6 protein-coding genes are annotated in these 8,938 nt (G+C 68.6%); 4 read left to right on the forward strand and 2 right to left on the reverse strand.

Annotated elements, in window-relative coordinates; translation table 11 throughout:
* Nucleotides 1–15 precede the first annotated feature (15 nt).
* The 3 genes from CS062_RS15590 (at nt 16) to CS062_RS26225 (ending at nt 2,465) form a co-directional block, all read left to right on the forward strand.
* Nucleotides 16–1,422, forward strand: a complete 1,407-nt coding sequence (locus CS062_RS15590; RefSeq protein WP_099862518.1) for a cytochrome-c peroxidase — start codon at nt 16–18, stop codon at nt 1,420–1,422.
* A gap of 61 nt (nt 1,423–1,483) precedes the next feature.
* Nucleotides 1,484–2,146 carry an SEN1982 family lipoprotein gene (locus CS062_RS15595; RefSeq protein WP_099862519.1) on the forward strand — a complete coding sequence of 221 codons (663 nt, stop codon included), beginning with the start codon at nt 1,484–1,486 and terminating at the stop codon, nt 2,144–2,146.
* 169 nt (nt 2,147–2,315) lie between these two features.
* A complete protein-coding gene (locus CS062_RS26225; RefSeq protein WP_158238805.1) occupies nt 2,316–2,465 on the forward strand; it encodes a hypothetical protein in 150 nt (49 codons plus the stop codon).
* A gap of 77 nt (nt 2,466–2,542) precedes the next feature.
* On the opposite strand, the gene CS062_RS15600 is transcribed toward CS062_RS26225, so the two are convergent.
* Both CS062_RS15600 and glk read right to left on the reverse strand, forming a co-directional pair.
* Entirely contained in the window at nt 2,543–5,338 is a 2,796-nt protein-coding gene (locus CS062_RS15600; RefSeq protein ID WP_199174256.1) for a TonB-dependent receptor, read from the reverse strand.
* A 330-nt stretch (nt 5,339–5,668) separates the two neighbouring features.
* A complete protein-coding gene (gene glk / locus CS062_RS15605) occupies nt 5,669–6,679 on the reverse strand; it encodes a glucokinase (protein ID WP_233218084.1) in 1,011 nt (336 codons plus the stop codon).
* A 422-nt stretch (nt 6,680–7,101) separates the two neighbouring features.
* Between glk and CS062_RS15610 the strand changes: the two genes are divergently transcribed.
* Nucleotides 7,102–8,938 (forward strand): glucokinase (locus CS062_RS15610; protein WP_099862521.1); only part of this gene is annotated, 1,837 nt, incomplete at its 3' end.

Genomic DNA, 8,938 nt, shown 5'->3' on the forward strand with positions numbered 1-8,938 from the left:
AGCGCGCCGATGCCCATGCGACCGCTCTTCCCGTTCCCACGTCTCTCGCTGGTCGCCCTCGTGGGCGCCGGCGCCTGCGTGGGCCTTGGCGCGCTGCTCGCCGCCTGCGGTCCGTCCGGCGAGGCGGCGCCGGCCGGCCCTCTCGCCAGCGCGACCGCGGCCGCCTCCGATAGCGTCGGCACCGCGCTCAACCCGGCCACCCCGCTGAGCCTGCCTGCGCAGGTCGGGCAGAAGATGTTCTTCGACGCCACGCTGTCGGGTTCCGGTCGCATGGCCTGCGCCACCTGCCACGATCCGAAGCACGCCTATGCGCCGTCGAACGACCTCTCCGTCCAGCTGGGCGGACCGGCGATGAACCTGGCCGGCACGCGGGCGGTGCCGTCGCTGCGCTACAAGGACGCGACGCCGCCCTATGCGGACCTGCTCGACAACCCCGATGGCGTCAGCGTTCCGGGCCCCGGCGGCGGCTTCGCCTGGGACGGCCGCGCGGCCACGCTGGCCGAGCAGGCCGGCCTCCCGCTGCTCGATCCGCGCGAGATGGCCAACGCCAGCCGCGCCGACGTCGTGAAGCAGCTGCGGGCCGCGCCGTATGCGGCGCTGTTCCGCCAGGCCTTCGGCGCGCAGGTCTTCGACGATGTGGACCGCGCCTTCGCCGCCGCCGGACAGGCGCTGCAGGCCTTCCAGCTCGAGGACGTCAGCTTCCATCCCTACTCCAGCAAGTACGACCTCTACATCGGCAACAAGATCGGCGGCGTGCTCACACCGGCCGAGGCCCGGGGGCTGAAGGTCTTCGCGGATCCGAAGGGCGGCAACTGCGCCTCATGCCATTACCAGGGCGCCGGCCTGAACGGCAGCACGGCGATCTTCACCGACTTTTCCTACGAGGCCATCGGCGTCCCTCGCAACCCGGCCGTCCCCGCGAATGCGGACCCGAGCTTCATCGACCTCGGCCTGTGCGGCCCGGCCCGCACCGATCACCCGCCGACCCCGGGCAACCGCTTCTGCGGCATGTTCAAGTCGCCCACGCTACGCAACGTCGCCTCCCGACGCAGCTTCTTCCACAACGGCGTCTTCCATTCGCTGGAGCAGACGATCCGCTTCTACAACACCCGCGACACGATGCCGGAGCTCTGGTACCCGACCGTCGGCGGCCAGGCCAAGGCCTCGCCGGATCCGGACTTCCCGACCTATGGCCTGGTCACCACGCAGTACATCGGCGGCCAGGTGCGCAAGTTCGACGACCTGCCCGCGCGCTTCGTCGGGAACATCGACACGCAGATGCCGCTGGACGGCCGCCCCGCCCACAGCAAGCCGCCGATGTCCGAGCAGGACATCGCCGACCTGATCTGCTTCCTCAACACGCTCAACGACAAGGACGTCCAGCCGGCCGAGGCACCCAGGCCGGGCGCCTGCAGGTCGTGAGGCGCCTCTACTCGCGCCGCCTCGCGCTCCGTTGCCTCGCCTGCTCACGCTTCGCACGCCCATGAACCCCGCCTTCTCCTTCCGCCGCATCGCCATGGCCGCCGGCCTGGCCGCGAGCGCGCTCACCCTCACCGCGCTGGCCGGATGCGCCCGCTCGACCGAAGCTTCCGCGGACCAGTTCGCCGCCGGGCTGACCGACTACCTCGCCCAGCGCGGCGACCTGTGCCTGGCCAAGACCGACTGGCCCATCGACCTGACGCAGCACGAGATCGACATCGGTGCGCGCAACGCGTTGCAGTTGCCGGTCCTGGAGCGATTGGGGCTGGTGAGCTCGACAGTCGCCGAGGTCGAAGTCCGGGATGACCAGGAGGTCGCGCACACCATGAAGGTCCGACGCTATGCGCTGACGGAGGCGGGCCGCCAGTTCTACCTGACGCGGGAGAGGCCCACGCCGAGCGGCGGCAGGCAGACGGTCCGCGACTTCTGCGCGGCCAAGTTGAGCCTGGACCGGGTCGTCCATTGGGAACTGACCGGCGACGGCCAGGACCGGCTCGCGACGGTCAGCTACACCTACCAGGTGAAGGCCGCGCCCTGGACCTCCGACGCCGAACTGCAGCGGGTCTTCCCGGTCGTCGCCCAAGTGATCCGGGGGGCCGGCAGCGCGGAGCTGCAGGAGCGCTTCCGGCGGACCGCGACCGGCTGGGTCGCGGTGGACCTGCTCTGAGCGCCGTCATGACGACCATCGTGCGCTTCCCCGTGCCCATGGCGGTCCCGCCGTGAATCCGACGTGAATTCTTGACAGGAAACAGATGGACTCCCCCTGAGTCGGCGATCACGCCGCCCTCACGCATCCGCTACATTCGCATACAGAACAAAAGACGAGGGATGGACGTATGTCGGGATGGGGTGAGTGGCTCGTGGCCGGTGGCGCGGCCGCCGTTTTGATCGGCCTGCTGGCGCTGAGCGTGCGCCGCGCGGCGCAGCAGGATCGCAAGCTCAGCGAAGACGAGCTGGTCCAGCGCGACAAGGACGACGCCTGGTAATCCAGGGCGTCGTCCTTCTTTTCAAGCCAGGGTCAGCGTCTCGTCGACCGGCTTGCGCCGGTCGATTCCCCGAGCGCTCAGAACTTGTAGGTCGCGCCGATCAGGAAGGTGCGGCCCCACTTGATGTATTCCAGCGGGCGATCCTTGCTCTGCGCATAGGTGCGGTAGGCCTCGTCGGTCAGGTTGTTGACCTGCGCCAGCAGCCCCAGCCCCTTCAGCCGACCTTCGGTGAAGTTGTAGCCGATCTGCGCGTCGACGATGCTCTCGCCCACCACGTAGCGCAGCGTGCGCGAACCGTTGAAGTTGCCGATCTCGCCGATGAAGTCGGAGCGCTTGCGCTGGCTGATGCGGAACTCGAAGCCGTTGGCCTCGTAGTAGGCGGTCAGGTTGTAGACCCGCTTGGACAGGCCCGGCAGCGAGATCGGGCCGCTGCCGACGCTGTTCGCGCTGTCGGGATCCCGGATCGTGATGTTGCTGTCGTTGAAGGTCGCGCTGGCGACGATGCCGAAGCCGTTCAGCATCGGGCTCACCAGGTTCAGCGGCAGCGACGCCGTCAGCTCCAGGCCCTTGAGCTGCCCACCCTGGCCGTTGTACGGCGCGGTGAAGTTGCCGGTCAGCAGCGCCGGCGGCTGGCCCGGCTGCGGCACGTAGTCGACGACGAAGCGCGAGAAGTCGTAGTTGTCGACCGTCTGCTTGTAGATGTAGCTGCGCAGGTCCTTGTAATAGGCGGCGGCCGCCACGTAGGCCTTGTTGCCGAAGTACTTCTCCCACGACAGGTCCACCGCGTTGGCGCGCCACGGATTCAGGGTCGGATTGCCGCCCGACGCGCCCGGCTTGCCGGTGGCGCCATCCACGCCGAACTCGATGCCGGCGTTCAGCTGCTCCACCCGGGGGCGCGCCATCTGCTTGGCCAGCGCGAAGCGCACCGTCTGATCGCCGGGAAGGCTCCAGGACAGGTTCAGCGACGGCAGGTAATCGGTGTAGGTCTTGCCGCCCTCGATCGGCTTCACCCCGCCATTGCCGCCATTGATCGTGGCGTCCCAGTAGTTGGACTGCGAGGACTGGTCGGTGTGCACGATCTGCAGGCCGATGTTGCCGCGCATCGGCACGCCGAAGGTCGTCGCGTCGAGGTTGCCCTTCAGGAAGGCGGTCGTCGTCTTCTCCTTGACCTGCCAGGCCTTGGGGATCAGGTAGCTGGCCGTCTCCGTCGGCGCGAAGGTCATGTAGCGCCCGACCGCGCCCGGCACGTTCCACGCCGGGATCAGGCCCAGGCCGGCGAAGCTCAGGTCCACCGGGCTGTACTGCAGGTCCGACGCGATCGCGGTGTCGCCCTGCGCGCCGACATTGATGTTGCCTTCCGGCTGGCGCTTCTTCTTCGAACGATCCGCGTAGTTCAGGCCCGCTTCGAAGTCGGAGAACAGGCCCGAGGCGAAATCAGGCGCCGGCAGGTTGCCCACCAGCTTGAAGCCCGTCAGCTCGTCCTTGACGCTGGGCACCTTGCCGTAGCCGGAACCGTAGATCGTGTTCTGCAGCAGCAGCTTCGTCGGATCCGAGTAGCTGCGCAGCCCCGGCACGATCTGCGAGAAGTCGCCCGTCCGGAACGCCAGGCCCACGTTGTCCAAGGGCCAGTCGGTGGCGGAGGCGCGCGCCAGCTGGGTGTTGTTCTCCAGGCTCAGCTCATTGCGGGTGGCGCGCGAGTAGTTCACGTCCGCCATCAGCGACAGGCCGCTCTCGAACTTCAGCTTGTTGTTCCAGCCCGCGGCGACGATCTTGTCGTCGCGCTTGTTGTACATGCCGCGGACCAGCGGATAGGCGTTCAGCAGCGTGCCGCCAGTCTGCGTGCCGTTGCCGTTGACCGTGGGGTTCGACCAGTTCAGCCCGGCCGGCGGGTTGTTGCCGTTCCAGCCCAGGTTCATCTCGAACTGGTTGGCGGTGTCGACCTGCTTGGCCTTGGTCCAGAAGCCGTCGACGACGCTGGTCCAGTTCTGGCTCGGACGGAACTCGATCGTGCCCATCAGCGCATCGCGTTCGCTCTTGCCGGTGCGTCGCAGCGCCTTGATGCCGCCCGAGTTGTAGGTGCCCGCCGGCAGGCCGGTGCGGCCGGTCTGGTCCCACGGCTCGTAGAAGCCGACCTGCTCTTCCTGGACCGGCGTCTCCTGGTGCGCATAGCCCAGCGACACGCCGACGCTGCGGTTGGCGAATTGGTCGATGTAGCTGGCGCTCAGGCGGTTGCCGGTGGCGCTGGCGTCGGCCGCCTTGCCCAGGGAGTTGCGCTGGCCGCGGGCGTTCAGCGTCACCACGCGGTCGCTGAAATTCAGCGGGCGGACCGTCTGCATGTCGATCGTGCCCGACAGGCCCTGGCCAACCAGCCCGGCTTCCGGCGTCTTGTAGACCACCACGGCGCTGAGCAGTTCGGATGGGTACTGGTCGAACTCGACGCTGCGGTTGTCGCCGGTGGAGACCAGCTCGCGGCCATTGAGCAGCGTGGTCGCGAAGTCGGGCGACAGGCCGCGGACCGAGATCACCTGCGCCCGTCCCGCCACCCGCTGAGCCGACAGGCCGGGCAGGCGGGCGATCGACTCGGCGATCGACACATCGGGCAGCTTGCCGATGTCCTCGGCGGAGACCGCCTCGACGATCGCGTCGGCATTCTTCTTGACCGAGATCGCCGCTTCGATGCCGCGTCGGATGCCGGTGACGGTCACCGTCTCCAGCGTCTTGTCGGCTGCGGCCTTGGCCGCCGCTTCCTTGTCGGCTTCGGTCTGCGCCTGCTGGGCGTGGGCGGCGCCGGCCATCAAGGCCAGCGTCACCAGGCAGCCGGCGGCGACCGGCTGCACACGGAACAGCTCGCGAGGGGCGTGCGATGTCTTCATTGGGTTTGTCTCCTGTAGCTTTGGCTGCGCTCGAGCGTCTTGTGGCGCTCGCTATGGCTCGCCCTGCGGGGCACTGCGACCGGGAGGTTCACGTTGCAGGGACCACGGAACCCCTTGTTTGAAAGAATTCTGTACTAAAACTAGATGCGCAACCAAGCTCTCGCAAACCCTGGCGCGATCGAACTAGCCCATTCATGGTGTAAAAACGACGAAGTTATCTCGGGTTTCTACCAAGAAAGTCGCAAAATGGGTGGCAGAAATGAAAAACGGCGGCCAGCTGGGCCGCCGTTGAAGGCTGAATATGTAGCTCTACTACAGGGCGCAACGCCCTCAGCGCACCGACTGTTCCAGCGCGAAGGCCGCGCCGGCCAGCGCCGTCAGCGTGTCGGTGATCAAGACGCAGGGAACGGCCGCCAGGTAGGAGGCGAAGCGCCCCTTGGCCTCGAAGCGCTCGCGGAACGGCGACTCGAAGAAGCGGTCACCCAGGCGCGGCACGATGCCGCCGCCGATATAGACACCGCCCCGCGCGCCGAGCGCCAACGCGACGCTGCCGGCGAAGCTGCCGAGGAAGGCGCTGAACTGCGTCATCGTCCGCGCGCAGATCTCGTCGCCGCCGAGCGCCCGCTCGACGATCTGTTCCGCCGTCAGTCGCTGCGCCGGCGGCTGGCCGGCCACGGTGGCGACCGCCGCATGGAGCGTCGGCAGGCCGATGCCCGACAGGAAGCGCTCGGCCGAGACATGGGGGAACTCGCGGCGCGCGACGGCCAGCAGTTCGCTCTCATAGTCATTGGTCGCGGCCAGCGTCATGTGGCCGCCCTCGCCCGGCAGCGCGATCCAGCCGCCCGAGGTCTCGATCACGCCGCCCACGCCCAGACCGGTGCCAGGCCCGATCACCGCCAGCGTGCCGCGGGGCGTCGTCAACGCCGGACCGGGAACGGCAGCCACCTGGTCCGGCCGCAGGCCCGGCAGCGACAGCGCCAGCGCCTCGAAGTCGTTCAGCAAGCGCAGTTCGTCCAGACCCAGGTCCGCCTGCAACTGGCTGCGGGAGAAGGTCCAGTGGCTGTTGGTCAGCTCGATGCGGTCGCTCTTGATCGCGGTGGCCAGTGCGAGCGAGGCCCGGCGGGGTCGCGCCCGCACGCCGAGCTCGGCGAGTTCCTTCAGATAGGCCTCGGCCGCCGCCCGCAGCGATTCGTACTGCGCGACCGGCAGCTTGCGCACGTGCTCGACCGACTTGCCGGGGCCGTCGACCCATGCGAAGCGGGCATTGCTGCCCCCGATGTCCGCCACCAGCCACGGATATCCCGCGGCGCCCGTCGTCGCCACACCCTGTTCTGCTTGCACTGTGCTTGTCCTGCTTGTTCGGCTGTTGAGGCGCGCCCGCAAGCGCGCCGGAGGCCGCCTCGAGGGCGGAATCGGCGCAAGGTAGCAAAACTACAGCAATCGCACAAGAGCAGTGTCCCCGTGTCGGTGATTTCATGTCTGGAGTGGTGAAGCGGTCGTTACGGTTCCGCTGGCAAGCGCTTGTCATTGCTCGGTTTTTCTTTTCTAAGAACGCAGCTGACGACGACGCAAAGTGGTGTAGTCGCACTACAGTACATCGCTGCCCGAGGCCTTGATCCCAGCGGTTGCCGGCGCATTGCGGCCGCTAGGGCGAACCCTTCCGGCCGCCCCGGGCGGCGGGGCCATAATCGCCGCTTCTTCGCCGCCTCGACGCCGTGCGGATTCAGCTCCCGGCTCGAGACCCCGGTCATCACCCCTGCTTCATGCGTGAATTCGACAGTCCCCGGCTGATCGCCGACATCGGCGGCACCTTCGCCCGCTTCGCCCTGGAGACCTCCCCGGGAGAGTTCGAGCACATCGCGCTGCTGCGCTGCGCCGAGCACGCCGACTTCCACGCCGCCGTGCGGGCCTTCATGGACCGGTTGCCGCGCCAGTTGCGAGTGGCGCATGCGGCGATCGCGATCGCCAACCCGGTCGAGGGCGACCAGGTCCGGATGACCAACTACCACTGGCAGTTCTCGATCGAGGAAGCCCGCCAGCGCCTCGGCCTGGACACGCTGGTGGTCGTCAACGACTTCACCGCGCTGGCGATGGCGCTGCCGCGGCTGCGCGGCGGCGAGATCCGCCAGATCGGCGGCGGCGAGCCGCGCGCCCACAGCGTGATCGGGCTGCTGGGTTCGGGCTCGGGCCTGGGCGTGTCCGGCCTGATTCCGGCCGGCGAGGGCTGGATCTCGCTCGGCTCCGAAGGCGGCCACACCAACTTCGCGCCGCGCGACGAACGCGAGATCGCGCTGCTACGCTTCGCCTGGAACGAGTACGAGCATGTCTCCTTCGAGCGGCTGCTGTCCGGGCCCGGCCTGGAGTTGATGCACCGCGCGATGGCGGATTACCTGAAGCGCCCGTCGGAAGCGCTGAGCGCGCCGGAGATCACCGCCCGCGCGCTGGAGGCCACCGACCCCGTCTGCGAGGAGACGCTGGAACTCTTCTGCACCCTGCTGGGCACGGCCGCGGCCAACCTGGCGGTGACGCTGGGCGCGCTGGGCGGCATCTACATCGGCGGCGGCATCGTGCCGCGGCTGGGCGAGTACTTCGACCGCTCGCGCTTCCGCGCCCGCTTCGAGGACAAGGGCCGGTTCTCGGACTACGTCGCCGCGATCCCCACCTTCGTGATCACCGCCGAGCACGCGACCTTCAAGGGCGCGTCGGCGATCCTGGAGGCCCAGCTGCGGAGCCTGCAGACCAGCGGCGGCGCGTCGGCGATCGTCGGCCAGATCCGGCGGGCCCGCGACGGCCTGTCGCCGGCTGAACAGCGCGTCGCGGACCATGTGCTGGCGCACTCGCGCAAGGTGCTGAACGATCCGATCGCCGAGATCGCCAAGGCGGCCAACGTCAGCCAGCCGACGGTGATCCGCTTCTGCCGCTCGCTGGGCTGCGAGGGCCTGTCCGACTTCAAGCTGCGGCTGGCGTCCGGCCTGACCGGCACCGTGCCGGTCAGCCACACGCAGGTGACGCAGGACGACTCGATGGTGGAGCTCGGCGAGAAGGTGCTGGGCAACACCGCGTCGGCGATCCTGCAGGTGCGCAGCCAGCTCAACCGCGACATGATCGACCGCAGCATCGAGCTGCTGCTCAAGGCCTCGCGGATCGAGTTCTTCGCGATCGGCCATTACGGCGTGGTCGCGCAGGATGCGCAGTTCAAGTTCCTGCGCCTGGGCGTGGCCTGCAACGCCTATGTGGAGCCGCGGCTGCAGCTGCTGGCCGCGCAGACCCTCAAGCCGGGCGACGTGGCGGTGCTGATCAGCAGCAGCGGCAAGCTGCCGGAGCTGATCGCAGTGGCCGACGCCGCGCGCGAACGGGGCGCGCATGTGGTGGCGATCACCGCCAGCCAGTCGCCGCTGGCGAAGAAGGCCGACGCGGCGCTGATCGTCGACCATGTCGAGGACGTCGCGACCCACCTGCCGATGATCAGCCGCATCCTGCACCTGCTGGTGATCGACATGCTGGCGGTGGGCGTGGCGATGCGGCGCGATCCGGCGGGTCCGGCCGGCGCGGTGCTCGGCGCCGCCCATCCGGACCTGGACGAGACCGACGAGGACGGCC

It is taken from the genome of Roseateles chitinivorans (assembly GCF_002761755.1).
GTDB classification, from domain to species: domain Bacteria; phylum Pseudomonadota; class Gammaproteobacteria; order Burkholderiales; family Burkholderiaceae_C; genus Roseateles; species Roseateles chitinivorans.